General features: G+C 68.0%; 12 protein-coding genes. 3 read left to right on the top strand and 9 right to left on the bottom strand.

Translation table 11 applies throughout. From position 1 onward, the window contains the following. Positions 1 to 1,575 (top strand): acyl-CoA carboxylase subunit beta, encoded by a 1,575-nt coding sequence (locus JWP83_RS02800; RefSeq protein ID WP_297725571.1) that lies wholly within the window; start codon positions 1 to 3, stop codon positions 1,573 to 1,575. 97 nt (positions 1,576 to 1,672) lie between these two features. On the opposite strand, the gene JWP83_RS02795 is transcribed toward JWP83_RS02800, so the two are convergent. Beyond that, on the bottom strand, positions 1,673 to 3,481 hold the full coding sequence (locus JWP83_RS02795; protein ID WP_297725561.1) for an acyl-CoA dehydrogenase family protein: 1,809 nt from the start codon (positions 3,479 to 3,481) through the stop codon (positions 1,673 to 1,675). Positions 3,482 to 3,493: 12 nt separating this feature from the next. Then, entirely contained in the window at positions 3,494 to 3,928 is a 435-nt protein-coding gene (locus JWP83_RS02790) for an FHA domain-containing protein (protein WP_297725559.1), read from the bottom strand. 241 nt (positions 3,929 to 4,169) lie between these two features. On the opposite strand from JWP83_RS02790, the gene JWP83_RS02785 reads away from it, so the two are divergent. Further along, on the top strand, positions 4,170 to 4,403 hold the full coding sequence (locus tag JWP83_RS02785) for a DUF1918 domain-containing protein (protein ID WP_297725557.1): 234 nt from the start codon (positions 4,170 to 4,172) through the stop codon (positions 4,401 to 4,403). Positions 4,404 to 4,420: 17 nt separating this feature from the next. Here JWP83_RS02785 and JWP83_RS02780 read toward each other — a convergent pair whose 3' ends face one another. From JWP83_RS02780 to JWP83_RS02770, 3 genes are all read right to left on the bottom strand, one after another. Then, the gene (locus JWP83_RS02780) at positions 4,421 to 4,927 is read right to left on the bottom strand and encodes a hypothetical protein (protein ID WP_297725555.1); all 507 of its coding nucleotides are present in this window, start codon (positions 4,925 to 4,927) and stop codon (positions 4,421 to 4,423) included. Between the two features lie 182 nt (positions 4,928 to 5,109). Then, complete coding sequence (gene embB / locus JWP83_RS02775) at positions 5,110 to 8,337, bottom strand: arabinosyltransferase EmbB (RefSeq protein ID WP_297725553.1); 3,228 nt, start codon at positions 8,335 to 8,337, stop codon at positions 5,110 to 5,112. An 8-nt stretch (positions 8,338 to 8,345) separates the two neighbouring features. Next, positions 8,346 to 11,672, bottom strand: coding sequence for an arabinosyltransferase domain-containing protein (locus JWP83_RS02770; RefSeq protein ID WP_297725551.1), 3,327 nt, complete (start codon positions 11,670 to 11,672; stop codon positions 8,346 to 8,348). A 199-nt stretch (positions 11,673 to 11,871) separates the two neighbouring features. Between JWP83_RS02770 and JWP83_RS02765 the strand changes: the two genes are divergently transcribed. After that, entirely contained in the window at positions 11,872 to 13,011 is a 1,140-nt protein-coding gene (locus JWP83_RS02765; protein WP_297725549.1) for a BTAD domain-containing putative transcriptional regulator, read from the top strand. 7 nt (positions 13,012 to 13,018) lie between these two features. Here JWP83_RS02765 and JWP83_RS02760 read toward each other — a convergent pair whose 3' ends face one another. The 4 genes from JWP83_RS02760 to JWP83_RS02745 form a co-directional block, all read right to left on the bottom strand. Continuing rightward, a complete protein-coding gene (locus tag JWP83_RS02760) occupies positions 13,019 to 13,642 on the bottom strand; it encodes a maleylpyruvate isomerase family mycothiol-dependent enzyme (protein ID WP_297725547.1) in 624 nt (207 codons plus the stop codon). Continuing rightward, the gene (locus tag JWP83_RS02755) at positions 13,639 to 14,121 is read right to left on the bottom strand and encodes an SRPBCC family protein (RefSeq protein ID WP_297725545.1); all 483 of its coding nucleotides are present in this window, start codon (positions 14,119 to 14,121) and stop codon (positions 13,639 to 13,641) included. Before JWP83_RS02755 ends, JWP83_RS02760 begins: the two co-directional genes overlap by 4 nt. After that, the gene (locus JWP83_RS02750) at positions 14,118 to 14,441 is read right to left on the bottom strand and encodes a helix-turn-helix transcriptional regulator (protein WP_297725543.1); all 324 of its coding nucleotides are present in this window, start codon (positions 14,439 to 14,441) and stop codon (positions 14,118 to 14,120) included. The genes JWP83_RS02755 and JWP83_RS02750 overlap by 4 nt, the downstream gene beginning before the upstream one ends. Positions 14,442 to 14,543: 102 nt before the next feature. Then, positions 14,544 to 16,910 (bottom strand): arabinosyltransferase (locus JWP83_RS02745; protein ID WP_297725541.1); only part of this gene is annotated, 2,367 nt, incomplete at its 5' end.

The following is a 16,910-nucleotide window of genomic DNA, read 5'->3' as shown; positions in this document are numbered from 1 at the left end:
GTGCCAGCTCCAGGGCCAGCGCCCGTTCAGCACACCACAGCGGAGAAGCTGGCCGAGCTGCATGCTCGCCTGGAGCTGGCCAAGGAACCCGGCGGCGAGAAGGCCGTCGCCAAGCGCGACAAGAAGGGTCTGCCGAGCGCGCGCGCCCGCGTCCACGCGCTGCTCGATCCCGGCACGTTCTTCGAAGTCGGGGCGCTGGCCAAAACCCCTAATGACCCGAACGCGCTCTACGGTGACGGCTGCGTCACCGGCCACGGCATGATCGACGGCCGGCCGGTCGGGGTGTTCTCCCACGACCAGACGGTGTTTCAGGGCACGGTCGGCGAGATGTTCGGCCGCAAGGTGGCCCGGCTGATGGAGTGGTGCGCGATGGTCGGGTGCCCGATCATTGGCATCCAGGACTCCGGCGGCGCCCGGATCCAGGACGCGGTCACCTCGCTGGCTTGGTACGCCGAGCTGGGCCGCCGTCACGAGGCGCTGTCGGGGGTGGTGCCGCAGCTCTCCCTCATCTTCGGCAAATGCGCCGGGGGAGCGGTGTATTCGCCGATCCAGGACGACCTGCTCGTCTCGGTGCGCGACCAGGGCTACTTCTTCGTCACCGGGCCGGACGTGATCCGGGAGGTCACCGGAGAGGACGTCAGCCTCGATGAGCTCGGTGGCTCCGACGCGCAGGCCCGCTACGGCAACATCCATCAGGTTGTCGACTCCGAGGCCGAGGGGTTCCAGTACGTGCGCGACTTCCTGTCGTTCCTGCCGTCGAACTGCTTCGACAAGCCGCCGGTCGTCAATCCCGGGCTGGAGCCGGAGATCACGCCGACCGATCTGGAGCTCGACGCGATCGTGCCGGACTCCGACAATGCGGTCTACGACATGCACGAGATCCTGCTGCGGATCTTCGACGACGGCGACTTCCTCGACGTCGCCGCGCAGCACGGCCCGGCCATCATCACCGGGTACGCCCGGGTCGATGGGCGTCCGGTCGGCGTGGTCGCCAACCAGCCCATGTACTTGGCCGGGTCGATCGACAACGAAGCCTCCGACAAGGCCGCGCGCTTCATCCGGTTCTGCGATGCGTTCGAAATTCCGCTGGTGTTCGTGGTGGATACCCCCGGGTTCTTGCCGGGGGCCGAGCAGGAGAAGAACGGCATCATCAAGCGCGGCGGCCGGTTCCTGTACTCGGTGGTCGAGGCCGATGTGCCGAAGGTGACGATCACGATCCGCAAGTCCTATGGCGGCGCCTACGCCGTGATGGGATCTCGGCAGCTGACCGCGGACTTCAACTTCGCCTGGCCCACCGCGCGCATCGCGGTGATCGGCGCCGAGGGCGCCGCGCAGCTGCTGATGAAGCGGTTCCCCGACCCGACCACGCCCGAGGCGCAGCAGATCAAGAAGGACTTCATCGAGGGCTACAACCTCAACATGGCGATCCCGTGGACGGCCGCCGAGCGGGGTTTCATTGATGCGGTCATCGACCCGCACCAGACCCGGCTGCTGCTGCGCAAGTCGATGCACCTGCTGCGGGACAAGCAGCTGTGGTTCCGCGTAGCGCGCAAGCACGGCCTGATCCCGGTCTAGTTTTTACGGCGAGCTGGGGCACCTCCCGCTCGCGGGGGAACGCAAAATCCCCCTTTTCGTCTCGAAATCGGGCGATTTTGCGTCTGCTCGCGAGTGACTAGACCCTCAGCGCGCCTTCTACGAGTTCGTCGAAACGCTCCAGCGCCTCGTCGGATTCGGCGTCGATACCCCGCAGCGGACCCCGATTGGCGAGGTAGCGCCGCGCGTACAGCCGCGCGACGAGCGCCTTGCGGTCACCGCCACGGGTGTCGCGCTCCCAGGCGGCCTGCTCGGTGAGCAACGCACCCGCGTAGACGTCGCCCATGAACTGGGCCAGCGGGAACAGCCGCGCCTCGGCGACCTCCCTGTCGAGCTTGCTCCACGCCGTGATCGCCGCGTCGAGGTCCTCGATGCGCCCGGCCACCAAGCGAGTTGTCGCCCCGCCATCCCCGGTGTCGTCCGACACCGATACCGCGTCGCGCAGCCGCGCCAACAGCGTCTCGTGCGCGCGGGACTGCTCGATGCCGCGCCGCACATCGAGACACAGGATGTTGTCGGGGCCCTCCCAGATCGTGTTCACCTGCGCGTCGCGCAGCAGCCGGGCCACCGGCCACGTCTCGATATAGCCGTTGCCGCCGTGGATTTCGATCGCGTCGGACGCCGCGGTGATCCCCAGCCGGCACACCCTGAGCTTGGTGACGGGCACCGCGATGCGCTGGCGCATCGCGCGGGGCTGCCGATGGTTGGCGGCGCCGGTGCCGTCGAAGACGAGCGCGAGCGCCGCCTCGACGTCGATGATCATCTCGGCAAGCTTGCGCCGCATCAGGGGCTTGTCGATGAGCGGCCCACCGAACGCGTGCCGCTGCCGGGCGTAGCACAGCGATTCGACGAGGGCGCGACGGGCGTTGGCGAGCCCGAAGAGGGCGATGCCGAGTCGAGCGGCGTTGGTCAGTTCCATCATGCGGCCGAGTCCCCTGCTGTCGGACGGGCCCGTCGGGTCGCTCGGTTCGCCGGACAGCAGGAACGCCTCCGCATCGACGAACTCGACCTCGCCCGAGGCGACCGAGCGGGTGCCGAGTTTGTCCTTGAGCCGCCGCACCCGAACCCCGTTACGGGTGCCGTCGCGGCGGGTGCGCAACACGAGGAAGTTTGCGACGCCGCGGCTCGAGTCGCGGGCGCCCTCGGGTTTGGCCAGCACGACGAACGCCTCACCCGCGCAATTCGACGCAAACCACTTGAAGCCGTTCAGCAACCAGACTTCTCCGTCTTCGCCGCTTGCGCGTCGCGCCGTCGTCTCCAGCGCGCCCAGGTCGGAGCCGCCGGTGCGTTCCGTCAGCAACTGCGCCGTCTCCCCGGCCCACTCGCCGGAGGCGAACTTGGCCAGCACGTGCTCCCGCACGTCGGCCGGCGCGTAGGCGGCCACCAGCGACTGGACCATGCCGCCGCCGGTGCCCAGGGCGCAGCCCATCCCGATATCGGCCTGATTGAGCAGGTAGTTGGACGCGAACAGGGGCAGGCCCGAGCTGACCTTGGCGGCCCGCGCCTCGCCGCGCAGGGCCTGCTGGGCGTCGAGCACCGCGCGTTTGGACTGCCTGAACGATGCCGGCATGACGACCTGGCTCACGTCGTGTCCCCACCGGTCGTAGCGCTCCAGCCGCGGCGGGTTGCGGTCGGTCTCCTCGGCCCACCGCGCCACCGGGCCGCCCATCAGCTCACCCATGCCCGTCAAATGGGGCTCCACCACGGCCAATTCGTCGGGCCGCAGGTAGTACGCCATCGTGAACTGCAGGGTGGGATCGGTGCGGTACCAATTGAGACCCACGGCGCCGCGATAGTTCTCGGTCCGGTAGCGCTGCGACTTCTCTTCAGTGGAAAAGGGCAGCCGGTCCACGCCCTCTGACCCGTATTGAGGGTCGTATTCGCTCATCCCGTGACGGTATTACCCCCGCGCCGGTCCCGCCACGAAAATCAGGCGGAAATTGCCGATCCGGATCTCGTCGCCATTGGTCAGCACCGCCGCTTCGACGGGATTACGGTTGAGGTAGGTCTTGTTCAGGCTGCCCAGGTCGACGACGTGGAATTTGCCACTCTCCCTTCGGAATTCGGCGTGCCTGCGGCTGACGGTGATGTCATCGAGGAAGATGTCGCTGGCCGGATGCCGCCCGGCGGACATAACGGATTGATCCAATGGGAACCGCGACCCGGCGTTGGGGCCCCGCTTCACGATGAGCATGCCCGCGCCGCTCTGCAACGCTTGCATCTCCTCCACTACCGCCTCGGCGACCGCGTCGAAGTCGTCGCCGCGCAATGGCGAGGCGAGGTGGCCGGTGGTTTCGTCAGGCCCGGGCCCGGGCCTGGGCCTGGGCGTGGTCACGCGGCGCGCCGAAGATCCAGGGTTCTTTCTGCCGCTTCTGGGCGCGTCCGAGCCTGAGACTGTGCCGAAGCATCCATGACCGTGCCTCCGTTCCGGCTTCCTATATAGAACCATTCGGCCGAGCGCCGAGATAGTGACCGAAGTCCCGTCCGCTCGGGGCGTTCGTCATCCGGTGGCCCTTCCTTCCCGGCCTGCCAGGGCGCATGATCGGCTAGGCGGTCAACGATCAAGGGGGTCGATGATGAAAGCCGATATAGGTGATTGGCTCGTGATCAAGGGCACGACGACGGAGTTGGCGGATCAGCGCGGCGAGATCACGGAGGTGCGCGGGGCCGACGGCGCACCGCCGTACGTCGTGCGCTGGATGGCCAGCGGCCATGTGGCGACGGTGTTCCCGGGCTCCGACGCGCTGGTCGTCAGCGCGGCCGAACAACAACGGGCCGAGGAACGGGCCCGGCACCGGGTCGGGAAATAACCCCGACCCCAAATGGCCTATACCGGCGCCAGGAATTCTGACGTATAGAACTCGGCCGGGTTTTGGGAGTTTGGGTTGCCGCGGTCGACAATCACCCAGACGCCCGTCGTGCCCTGCCGAATGCTGTCCTGAACGGTCACCGCTGCGTTGCCGGCCGCGTCGGTGTCCATTCCGGTGAAGGCGGTGCCCGGGTCACCGGGACCGCAAGTGGCCGACGACGGACGAGGCTCCTGGATCAGGCCGACGTCGTAATGGGTGCCCGGCTCGTTGGGAATCGAGACGTGCACCTGTGCGACCGCTCGTGACCCCGTGGTGCTTACGAGGGCCGAGCCGCCGCCCATGAGCGACCGGGGCACCATCGCCGCCGTGGTCACCCGGCTGAAATCGCAACGCCGGAGGGCGCTTTGCAAAGCGACCGTGGTGCCGCCCTCGGCGCCGGCGTTGACGATTTCGAACGAGGCCGCCGGGGAGATCACCGCGGTGATTGCCGCGGTGCAAGTCCCTAAGCGCGTCAGCATGTGCATCGGGTCACCTTTTTACGTTTGTGTTAGTTGGCTCACAGGGGAAATAGGTATTCACCCGTTTTTCGCGAAACTAAACATTTGCTCGCCACTTACTCGAACGTAAATTCAGCCCTTATTCGACCGATGACAAATTAATGGCGCAGACCATTAAAATCCGGCGCAATAACTGTATCCGCGTTTAATTACGGCTTGATTCGGATCGGTCCCGGTGACCACAACCCGCTGCGCGTCGCGGTGCCCAGCTCCAGTTCCGCCGGATGCGCCTCGGCGAGGGTGTCGAACTTGCGCAGCGACCCCCAGTCACGGCCCCAGTCGCGGGACAGGTAGGTGGACATCACGTGGGCCCGCAGCAGCAGGTCGGTGATGCCCAGCAGGCCGCCGTTGGTGCCGTCTTCCCACGTGTCGGTGTCTTGCTTCTTGGCGTTGTAGTCCGGCGTGATGCGGAATCTCGGGATCTCGGTGACGCCGTTGACGTGCAGCATCGGCTGCTGGCAGGGAAAGGCCAGCCCAACCGCCCAGTCCAGCAGCACAGGCTGCGACGAGCCGACGTACTCCTGCAGGGAGCGCAGCTCCGGTACCCGCGGCGGGGTCACCGCGATCCAGTCTTCCGGCGTCAGGGACAGGTCCTCGGCCACCACCCGGACCGCAACCGTGTCGACGGGCATCTGGGAACGGGCGAAGCGCAGGTTGCGCCACACCTTTGGCTGTTCGCCGTAAAGGTCGTAGGGCACCAGCCTGCCGGCCGGCACGACATCGCCGCCGGGACCCGGCCTGCCGTACTCCAGTGCCACGGTCTGTCCGTTGGTGTGGCCGTGCAGCACGCTGTTGCCCGCGATCGTGCCCGCGGCGGTCACCACCACCAGCGGGTGCCCGTCATCCGGCTTGGGCAGCTGATACCACGCGGATGCCAGCCTGCTCTGCTGTTGCGGGCCAGTGGTGTAGCTACCGGCCAGCGGAACCTGGTCGGGGTTGAGGCCGTAGGGCAGCGGTACCACGGACCCATTGATGCCCGGTGCCGTCAGCTTGGTCGGCGCATCCCAGTCGTAGTCGGTGCCTGGCTGTGGAACCGACGTCTCCCGGATCGCCTCAGCCAGGGTACGTTCCGGCACGCCGTTGGGCGTGAACCCCACCGGGGCGACCCCACCCAAGGGGCCCAAGGGGCCCCAAGGACCTGAGTTGCCCGGCAGCGGCGCCATGAAGCCCGCATTGCTGTCCGGCTCGACGAGCACGTCGTCGGCCAGTGCGCAGCCCCCGGTGAACTCCCGCAGGTTGGCCCAGCCGTTGGAGTAGGTGGGGTACTGCCGCACGATTCCGGCCACCATCGACGCGACGAACACCAGCGCCATGAAGCCGGCCGCGAGCGGCACCGGCGCGGCCGTCACCGCCCGGGCCAGCCGGCCCTCGCCGTGGCTACGGGACGTGAAGTGCAACCAGGTCGCGTACAGCGCGGCGATCGCGAACAGGATGAAAAAGACTGTGCTGATTGGTATTCCGGCGATCTTCGGCATGATGCTGTTGAACGGCACGCCATAGCTGGAGACATACCACCAACCGTTGGTAGTGGCGAAGCACAACGCCATCAAGAACATCAGCGCGGCCAAGAAGGTCATCCGGTTACGCGACCAGCGCAACACGGATGGTGACACCAGCACCGTGGTCAGCGCAGCCATCGCGGCGCCCACCGCGGCGAACAGCCCGAAGTGGTGCACCCACTTGGTGGGGGTGAACATCAGGAAGAACATGGTGGCGAAGATGACACCCATCAGCCGCCACGCCGGGCCGCGGGCCACACCGGGAACCCGCTTGCGCCGCAACATGATGAACACCGCCGTGAACAGGCACAGCGCGGCGACGAGGAAGCCGAAGCGCCGCGACAGGGAGCCGTCGACGGTGGGCAGAATGAGGTAGTAGTAGCGCAGGTTCTCGGTGTACCAGGCCTGGCTGGGCCCGATCGCGGTGCGAATCCTGGTGGCTTCCAAGACCGTTGACAGGGTCTGATCAGCGAACACCACGGTGAGGATGACCGATCCGGCTGCCAGCATCGGGGCCACCAGCGGCCAGGTACCGACCACGCGGTGGCGGCGGACCAGAATTCGCAGGATCGGACGGCCGCCGGCAACCAACGCGGCAACCGCGATCAAGCCGGTCGGCTGCACCCCCAGGGTGAAGGCGGCGGTCACCACCGCCAGCGCCGCCGGCGTCAACCGAGAGGCGCACATCGAGCGCTCGATCAGCACCCAGGTCAGCAGCGAACCGAGCGCGATGATCGGCTCGGGGCGCAGGCCGTTGTTGAACGGCATCCACGCCGTCAACAGCACGAGGCCCGCCGCCCAGTTCGCGGCCTTGCTGGACGTCACCGCCGGCCCCAATCGCGGCAGCACCTCACGCGACAGCAGCAGCCAACACAGCAGCCCGGCGATGAGGTCCGGCAACCGCATCCACAAGCTGTCGTCGCTGACGTGAGTCATCAACGCCAGCAGGTTGTAGTACCAGCCGAACGGGTCCTCCGGGCTGCCGAACCAACGGAAGTAATTGGACATGTAGCCGGCGTGGTCGGCCACCCGGGCCATGCCCAGGATGTAGCCGTCGTCGGAGGAATTCGCGCCGATGAGGTGCCACAGCAGGAACCCGAATATCACCGTGGCATCGACCAGAGTGAACTTGCGCCAGCGGGTCGGGATCAACCGGTGCATCCGGCGGCCGTCCAGTTGGTCCAGGCGCCACAGCGCGACCAGCGCGACGATGGTGGACACGATCGCCAACACCATCGCAAGCAACTTCAGCGTTGTCGGGGTCGTCGAAAACCGGGTGTCGATGGTCGCCGAGAGCTTTAACCCGGGCGGCGCGGGCCCGCTCAGATCGGTGAATACTCCGACGATCTGCGGACGCAGGTTGGCGTCGGAGAAACCACCACCCACCGGCTTGCCCGACGGATCGGTCAACCCGACAAAGGTGGCGAAGGTGCCGGCGCGAGTGGACGTGATCTCGATGCGCTGACACTGCGGCGATGCCGCCTGATCGCGGGACACGCTGGCGATGACCACGTTGCGGTCGGTGACGTCGACGCGCTGGCCGTTGACGACAACGAACAACGCATTGAGCGCGGCGTCCTTGCCCTTCTTGGGCGCGGTGCTCAGCACGACTCCGCCGTCGGGCGGCAGGTCGCGCACCACACCGCACGGCACGGTGGCCGTCAAGTCCACCGGAGACAGGGAAATAAGCGGTGCCGTAACGCTATTCAATTGGCCGTTCTGCGGCCAGTTGAGCATCGCCGTCGTCTGCACGACGGGCAACAGCGGTGTCGCGACTGACAACAGAAAACCGATCAGCCCGGCGATCGTCGCGACCCAGCGCGTTGCCCGTACATTGCGGTCCGCGGTTGCGGTGCCGCCCTTGGCTTCTAGTTCCATCACACGGTTCATGGGAGTGCCCGAATCGGTCCTTGCCGGCTCCAGCCGTGCGCGGTGATCACGCCCTGTTCGACGACGGCGTCCGGAGCCAGATCGGTCGGCACCAGCGGGAAGTACTGCTCAACGGATCCCCAATCGCGGTACCAGTCGCCACGCAGGTAGGTGGACATCGTCGAGGTGCGCAGCATCGCCTGGGTGAACAGGAACGGCCCGCCGGTCTCGCTAGCCTGCCACCCGTTCGACGACGCCGCCGTCTGTTTGTGATCGGGCAGGAGGCGGTATTGCGGAAGCTCGGCAACGCCGAGGTGTTCGGAGAACGGCCGCTGACACGGGAAGTTCGCGGCGGCCGCGATGTCCATCAGCACCGGAGTGTGCGATCCGATCAACTGCTGCAACGTCTGCAGCACCGGGACGCGCGGCGGCGTGAAGGCGAACCACTGGTCTGCACTGAGATTCGGGTCGTAAGAGACGATGCGCGCCACATTGGACTCCGGCGGCGCCCAGGTCAACGGGAACCGCAGGTTGCGCCACGCCGGCTCCGGCCCGATGTCGATCGGCTGCACCTCGGCGAGCGGCTGGGTGGTGCCGTCGGGGCGGGTGACGCCCCATTGCAATTTCAGCGACTGTCCGTAGGTGAAGGTGCCGTCCTCTTTGTACGACCAGATGGCACCTGCGGCCGAGACCACCACAAGCGGCCGGTCCGGACTACGCGGAGGCAGCTGGTACCACGCCGACGTGGCGGTGGCGGCCAGCGTGTTCTCACCGTAGCTGCCCATCACCGGTGTGCGGGCCGGGTCCAGGCCGAACGGCAGCGCCGCGTGCGACCCGTTGACTCCGGCCGGGCCTTTCCCGCCGCCCGTGCCAGCGGAGTCACTCATTGCGGCGTTGGGCTTGTTAGGTGACGCGTCGGAATTGACCACCCCCGGTTTGGTCACCACCGGGTAGGACCTCAGGTCATTGCCAACCCCGTCGGGTGTGAAGCCGACGGGTTTGACCCCGCCGAGCGGGCCGTCGGGCCCGAACGACTGTCCCGGAACAGGTTGCAGCAGGCCGGCATTGGGGTCCGGCTCGGCCAGCACGTCATCGCCCATCGCACAGCTGGTCGGCGAGAGCCCCGATGTGATGGCGGCCAGGTTGGCCTTGGCGGTGGTGTAGAGCGGGTAGCGGACCACCGCCCCCTTGGCCAGCGAGGCGACCTCGCCGACGACCATGATCGTCGCGACCACTAGCAGCGGGGTGGAGGCCAGCACGCGGTTGCGCCGGTTGTTTTTGACCTCGGTGTGGCCCGCGTAGTCCATCCGGAAGTGGTACCAGGCGGTCAGCAGTCCGGTGAGGATCGAGAGCGTCAGGAACATCGACGTCACCGGATGGCTCGCGATGACCGGCTGGATGTCGAACCACGGGACGCCGTAGTTGTTGACCTCGAACCAGCCGTTGATGCCGGAGGTGGCCACCGCCAGCACGAACAGCAGCGCGGTCACGTACAGCGCCAGGTTGCGGCGGCTGTGCAGGCCGATGCGGGCCAGCGTGAAGGCGGTGACGGCGCCCAGGGCGCCGGTCAGCCCGGCGAACGCGCCGAACTGCACGGCCCACTTCGTCGGTGTGAACGTCAGCAGCAGCAAGCCGACCGCGGTGGTGCCGATCAGCCGCCACGCCGGGCCGCTGGCCAGCCCCGGCACCCCACCGCGCCGCAGCAGCACCATCAGCATCCCGAACAGGCATAGCAGCATCACCAGCACCGCGAATCGCCGCGCCATCGACCCTTCGGCGTTGGACTCCACCGTGAGGAAGTAGTACCGCAGCCAATCTTGGTACCACGCGATCGTCGGGCCGACCTTGTACTTGATGCGTGCCGACTCGGCGACCGTGGCCAGCGTTTCGTTGCGGAACACCACCACGGTGATCAGCGACAGCGACGCCGCCAGCACGGCCACCGGTGCCAACAGGCCGTCGGTCGCCCGGCGGCGCCGGATGGCCTGGGCGATCGCCCGGGCACCGGTCAGCAGCGCGGCGACGGCGATCAATCCCTGCGGCGCCAGGGTCGCGGTGAGCATCGCGACGATGATCGCGACCGCGGCCGGGGCGATCCGCCGCAGCGCGATGGCGCGTTCCACCAGCATCCAGGTCACCAACACGCCCAGCGCGATCAAGGGCTCCGGCCTCAGGCCGTTGTTGAACGGCAGCCAGGCGGCCAGGAACACCGCCCCCGCGGTGAACACCGCCACCCGGTTGGCCCCCAGGCCGCCCCTGCCCGGTCCCAGTCGCCGCAGCACCCAATGGCTGATGACCAGCCAGCACGCGATCCCCGCCAGCGTGGCCGGCAGCCTCATCCACACGCCGGCCGTGCTCACCGACGCCAGTTTGGCCAGCACCGCGAGATACCAGTCGAACGGCGCCTCTGTCGCGCCGAAGTAGCGGTAGTAGTTGACGACGTAGCCGGCGTTCGGCGCGACCCGGGCGATGGTCAGGTTGTAGCCGTCGTCCGACGACGTCGCGCCGATGACGTGCCAGACCAGCAGCGTTCCGATCACGCCGGCGTCGGCGACCCAGTTCGCCAGGCCCACGCGCCACCAAGAAGCCCAATGCACGCGCGGGCGGTATCGGGACAGCCAGGCGACCGGCGACCGCCAGTTGATCAGCGTGTCGTCGCCGCGGCTGCGCCGATCCAGCGCGGCCATCGCGAGGATGGCGACGATGACGGCCAGCACGCCCAGGACCATCACGACCTTCTTGATCGCGCTGGGCGCCGTGATGAACCGCGTGTCGATGTCGATGCGGGCCGACAACCCCGGCTGCGCAGGCACTTTAAGATCAGTGAAGATCCCGCCGACCTGTGGCTTCTTCTCGGACGGCAGTGTCCCCGAGGCGCCGGGGATGCCGGCGAAATCCGCGCCCGCGGCGCCCGCGTCGGCCCAGACGTGCAGCACGCTGCAGGCGCCGGCGGCGACGGCCGCACGCTGTGCCACCGTGGCCACGGTGTCGCGGAACGCGACGACGACGACGTCCTTGTCGGCGCGCACGAACAGCCCGTTCTTGCCGGTGTCCACCCCGCCGGGCGGCAAGGTCGAGACGACCAATCCGCCGCCGGGGGGCAACGTGGCGATCGCCGAGCACGGGATGGAGATGTCCAGCGCCCGCGGCGCCCCCGACACCAGTGGGGCGGTGATCTGCGTGACGTGCCCGTCCGCCGTGCCCTGGGGCCACAGGACCGTCGCCGTCGTCTGCTTCACCGGAAGCAATGGAACGGTGATGCAGAGCAGCAGACCCGCAAGACCCGCGACGACGGCGATCAACCGTGGGATGCGCTGCGATCGCTCATTACGGTCGTGGGGCACGAGGCTCGATGGTAAGGGACGCGGCTTTGTGCTGTGATCACGCAGGGCCGCGGCTGCTCGTGCTACCCGGTTCACAGCTCAACGCCGGCGATTTGCCGCGCCCAGCCCACGAAATAAACTGTCGTCGCGGCACATGCGTTCAAAATGGGACCTGAGGCCCTCGAGAACGGCTCCGATAACCCTGGAGGCTGGCAGCGCGATGACGAACAGTGGTCTCGGGTTCGGTGTCTTGGGACCGTTGCTGATGACCAGCCACGGGGTCCGGGTGCCGGTGGGCGCGCCGAAGCAACGAGCGGTGTTGGCGATGCTCGTGATCAACCGCAACCGGCCCGTGTCCGTCGATTCGTTGATCAACGCGGTATGGGATGAGGATCCCGTGCCGGCGGCGCGGACCAGCATCCAGGCCCACGTGTCGAACCTGCGCCGGCTGCTCCGCGACGCCGGGGCCGACCCGTACCAGGTGCTGGCGAGCGCACCGCCGGGATATCAACTCAGCGTCGCAGACGCCGACTGCGACCTGGGGCGCTTCGTCGCCGCGAGGCTCGCGGGAAACCAGGCCGCCGCGGCCGGACGCTTCGACGATGCCAGCAGGCACTTCTCGTTAGCGCTGGGCGAATGGCGCGGGCCGGTGCTCGACGACCTGCGCGGCTTCGCCTTCGTCGATGCCTTCGCCACCGCGCTGATGGAAGAAAAGGTGGCCACCCACACCGCCCGCGCCGAGGCCGAGATCGCGTGCGGGCGCGCCGGTGAGGTCATCGGCGAGCTCGAGGTGCTCACCGCCGAACATCCCTACCGCGAGCCCCTGTGGGCGCAGCTGATCACCGCCTACTACGTCACCGAGCGCCAGTCCGATGCGCTCGGCGCCTACCGGCGGCTGAAGACGGCCCTGGCCGAGGGGCTCGGCATCGACCCCGGCCGCACCGTGAGCGCCCTGCACGAGCGGATCCTGCGCCAGGAACCGTTGGGCTTGAAACGGGCCGACCTGACCACCCATAAGCGCGGCGTCTACAAACAGGAGTCCACGACCGCGGGGATCCAGGCGGCCGAGTCCGCCCTTGCCCGGCTGCGTGACCAGACCGGGCGGGTTCACGGGCTGACGGGCGCCAGTACCCGGATCGGGCGCTTCACCGACAACGACGTCGTTATCGACGACACCGATGTCAGCCGCCACCACGCCGTCATCACCGACACCGGAACCGGTTTCATGATGACCGACCTGCGGTCCACGAATGGGGTAGAGGTGCAAGGCCAGCGCATCCGCGGCAGCGCCACCCTGGCCGACGGCGACCGCATCCGCATCGGCGGCTACGAGTTCACCTTCGAAATTGGCCCGGGCTGATGGTCGGCTACTGACCCAGCCGCTTGGCCAGTGTGTCCCGGCCGGGGCCGCCGAGGCCCGCGAGCGCAGCGGGTCGCCCGGCCATCGCCATCAGCAGCGCCTCTGCGGGGCCGGTGACTTCGGGTCCGCGGCCGTGCGCCCAGCCGACGTCGGTGGCGCGCAGGCGCAATCCCCTGATCCGGCGTCCCGCGCCGAGCCTGGGGTTGCCGGGCACCAAGCCGAGGACCCGCTCGAGCCGATCTTCGGGGATGGTGCGGGGTTGGCAAAGCGCGCGGCGGATGTCTTGGTGGTGGATGGTGCCGTCGACGAGGGCGATCATTCCGCCGAAACCTGCTGTCAGTCCACGTGGTTGGAGATGACTGCGGAGGAATTCGAGGAGCTGTTCGGGGCTGAGCGCGGAGAACTCGTCGACGCCCACCTGATTGGCCCGCACGACCCAGCCCTTCGCGAACCGCTTCAGCAGCCCCACGGGGCCAAGTTCTTCGTAGCTGATCACATGCGCGACAACGTCTTTGACGGTCCACTTGGAACAAAGGCTGGGCGCCTCCCAGTCCGGCGGCGCCAAAGTGGTCAGGAATCCTGCGAGATCGGCCCGCTCGGCGCGGGCCATGCTCATCAATGTCGCGGTCACTTGCGGGCCCCGACACTCAGCAGGCGCGCGTAGCGGTCCAGATATAGCGGCCAGCCCGCGTCGCCGTCGACGCCGTCGGCTACCGACTCCCAGCCCGGACCGTGGCGGTCGATGTGGCGGTGTTCGAGGTCGACGCGAGTGCGGTCCTCGGACTCCGCGGTAAAGCGGACTTCGACTTCGCTGGTCTTGGACGGGTCGGCTTCCAACTGCCAGGTCGGCCCGATGTCCCACGTGAACGTCAGACGGTGGGGCGGTTCGTAGGCCAAGATGCGTGCCCACCGGCACACGGTGTCGTCGACGCCTCGATCGAAGATGTGCCCGCCCACGCGGGGCTCAAATATCGTCTCGGCGATCGGGACGGGGAGCAGGTTGTGCTCGCGGGGCTTGAAGTCGCCGAACCGCCCGGTGAAGACGGCGAACGCGCGCTCGATCGGGGCGTTGACGACGACGTGGTGCGCAACATTGGGTGTTCGTGTCATTCCGGTTCCTCCTTCATCTCATCGATGGTTGTCGCGTAGGCGGCCAGCGCTTGGGCCCAGAACCGGTCGAGCTCGGCGCGCAACGCATCGAGACCAGCCGGGTCAAGCTGATAGACGCGACGCGTGCCGGCGGCGCGGTCGCGAACCAGGCCCGCGGACTTGAGGACTTTGAGGTGCTGCGAGACGGCTGGCCTGCTGACGGGCAGATCGCGGGCCAGCTCGCCGACGGGCGCCGGGCCGTGCGCAAGACGTTCCACGATGGAGCGCCGAGTCCCGTCGGCCAGCGCGAGCCATGCGTCAGCCGTTCGGTAAGTGACCACGAACCGTTAGTCTAGGCTTACCGATCGGCCCCCGGCAAGCGCGATGACGTCGAGTGAGACGGTGCGGATACCGCTAAAGGTCCTCCGCCATGCCGGCCGGTGCTAACCCTTGCGCAGCGGCGCCGGGTTCCACAGACCGCTGCGCGTCGCCGTCCCCAGCTGCAGGCGGGCGGGCTGCGCGTTGGGGTAGTAGGGCGTCAACCGTTGCAGCGAGCCCCAATCGCGGGACCAGTCGTCCTTCAGGTACGTCGCCATCGTGGTCGCCTTCACCAGCAACTCGGTAATGCCCAACGGGCCGCCGCCGTTGTTGTCCATCACCGGTGAGTTGGACTCGGCGCCGAAGCGGTCCGGCAAGATTCGCCATTTCGGTGTCTCGTCGACGCCGTTTTGATGGCCGAATGGCCGTTGACACGGGAACGCCAGGCCGACGAGCCAGTCCAGCAACACCGGGTCCGCCGAGCCCACCACGTCTTGCAGCGTGCGCAGCTGCGGAATCCGCGGCGGTGTCAGCGCGATCCAGTGCTGCGGCGCCAGGTCTTCGTCGTCGGCGACCAAGCGGATCTGGGTGGCGGTGCTCGGGATGGCCGACAGCGGCAGCCGCAAGTTGCGCCAGGCCGGGGAGGCCCCGACGTCCGACAACTGGAACGACCCGCCGGGGTGCCCGCCGGCCGCCTCGTCATCGGTGGCCCACTGCACCTGGACTTCGCGGGGGTCGAAGCGGCCCGCCGCGCTGACGACCAGCAGCGGCCGCGCCTTGTCGCGGGCGGGCAGTCGATACCAGCCCGACCGCAGGTGGGCGGGGACCTGGATGCCCGAGCGCCAGCTGCCGAGCACCGGGGTGCGGGCCGGGTCGAGGTTGTAGGGCAGCTGGGCAACCGAACCGTTGATTCCCGGCGCCGGGTTGGTGCCGCCCTCGGTGCCGGGCTCGGCGCCGGTGGTCAGCTTGTCCTCGTTGATGAAACTGCGGTCACCCGGACGTTCCATCACCGGATCGGCGCGCACGTCGGCCGGAATGCCGTTGGGAGTAAAGGCTTCCGACAGGCCCGCTCCCAGGGCGTCTCCTACCGAAGGGCCCACCGACGCGCCCACCGGGGGCAGCATGCCGGCGTTGGGATCCGGCTCCACCAGCACGTCCTCGGCCAGTCCGCAGGACTTGCCTGCCACAGCTTGCAGGTTGGAGCGGCCCACCGACCACGCCGGGTACTGGTCGGTCATCGCAAGCGTCAGCGAAGCCACCTCGAACACCACCAACACCCACGCCGCAATTGCCAACGGGGACTGGACAATTCCGGCCAGCCGCGCCCCGTAGCGGGTTTTGGGTGGCCCGTTCTCCGGGGCGACGAAGTGGAACCACGCCGCCAGCAGCAGCACCAGCACGGTCAGGCCGAGCAGCGCGGTGGCAAAGGCGTAATGCCATGCCGGAAACGAATTCGACCACGGCACACCGAAATTGGACACATACCACCAGCCGTTGACGCTGGCGAACGACAATGCCATCAAGAACAGCACCACGGCGGCGAACATGGTGCGATTGCGCCGGGACCGCATCGCAATCGACGTCACCGCGACCGCGGCCAGTGCGCCCAGCGGTCCGGCCAGCCCGGCGAACACCCCGAAGTGGTGGGTCCATTTGGTGGGGGTGAACATCATTGCGACGAACGAGATGATGGTGATCCCGACGATGCGGCGGCTCGGCCCGGCGGCCGTGCCCGGAATTCGCCCCTTGCGCAACGACATTGCGACCGTTATCGCCAACGCGAGCACCAGCGCCAGCACGGCGAAACGGCGAGCGACCGACCCGTCGGGGCTGGCCATGAACAGCCGCTCGTAACGGATGTGTTCGTCAAACCAGCTCAGGCTCGGGCCGACCGCGCGCTTGAGCATGCTGGCCTGGATCTCGTCGGCCAGCGTCTGATCGCGGAAGATCAGGATGGCGGTGACGGTGACCGCGGCCACCAAGGGCGCCACCAACGGTAGCGCGCCGAACCGTTTGGATCTGCGGTGCAGGATGGTCCGCAGCGGCCCGATCGCGACCAGCAGCGCGCCGATCGAGGCGATACCCGTCGGCCCGGAAAAGAGGGTCAGGGCGCCGATGATGCAGGCGACCGCCACCGGCAGCAGCCGGCTGGTGGCCACCGCGCGTTCCACCGAACACCAGGTCAGCAGGATGCCCAGGGCGATGATCGGCTCGGGGCGCAGGCCGTTGTCGAGCGGCAACCAGACGGCCAGGAACATGCCCGCCGCGGTCCACGCCGCGGCCCGGTTCCGCTTGACGGCGTGGCCCAGGCGGGGGATGACTTCGCGGCTGATCACCCACCAGCACGTCAGCGCCATGGCCAGGGTGGGCAGCCGCATCCAGACGCTGGTGGTGCTGACGTGGGCCCACCCGGCCAGCAGGTCGTAGTACCAGCCGAAGGGGGCCTCGGGCGTGCCGAACCAGCGGTAGTAGTTGGCCATGTAGCCGGCGTG

This window comes from Mycobacterium sp. (assembly GCF_025965855.1).
GTDB lineage: Bacteria > Actinomycetota > Actinomycetes > Mycobacteriales > Mycobacteriaceae > Mycobacterium.
The sequence above is the reverse complement of the archived record's forward strand: the minus strand, read 5'-3'. Positions and strand labels throughout refer to the sequence as shown.